Genomic DNA, 385 nt, shown 5'->3' with positions numbered 1-385 from the left:
TAAAGCATAAGTAAGAAAGCGCGTTTTATTATTCTGGAGAGTATGGATTGAGTCAAGGAGAACAATAAAGAGGGTAAAAGTTAAAAAGCACAGAGGTATCAAATAAAAAGGTGGAAGTGCAAAAGAAGAAAAGGCACCACAGAGAGACACCCATATTTGTCGCTTCCAGTCAGTAACAGAAAACAAGAAAAACGTAAAATTGTTGAGAAAGGTTTGGTTATTTTTCAGGGATGGCATTGTTTTCAAAATTTGCATTTTCTGGAATGCGAAAAATGCGCAACCGCTTAATCCGGCGTTTATCAGCTTCTAAAATTCGAAATCGATAGCCGGGGACAGCTTCAACGACTTCCCCTTTTTCAGGAATACGGTCAAGAATAGAGACAAT

The 385-nt window shown here is 38.2% G+C and carries 1 protein-coding gene and 1 pseudogene; both read right to left on the bottom strand.

The window, feature by feature from the left end:
• A pseudogene (locus J7R10_RS10190) lies at positions 1 to 255 on the bottom strand (apolipoprotein N-acyltransferase); the annotation flags it as partial.
• Positions 218 to 385 (bottom strand): transporter associated domain-containing protein (locus tag J7R10_RS09570; protein ID WP_281432525.1); only part of this gene is annotated, 168 nt, incomplete at its 5' end. The gene J7R10_RS09570 and the pseudogene J7R10_RS10190, both read right to left, overlap by 38 nt.

It is taken from the genome of Bartonella vinsonii subsp. berkhoffii ATCC 51672 (assembly GCF_902825225.1).
Taxonomy (GTDB): Bacteria; Pseudomonadota; Alphaproteobacteria; order Rhizobiales; family Rhizobiaceae; genus Bartonella; species Bartonella berkhoffii.
The sequence above is the reverse complement of the archived record's forward strand: the minus strand, read 5'-3'. Positions and strand labels throughout refer to the sequence as shown.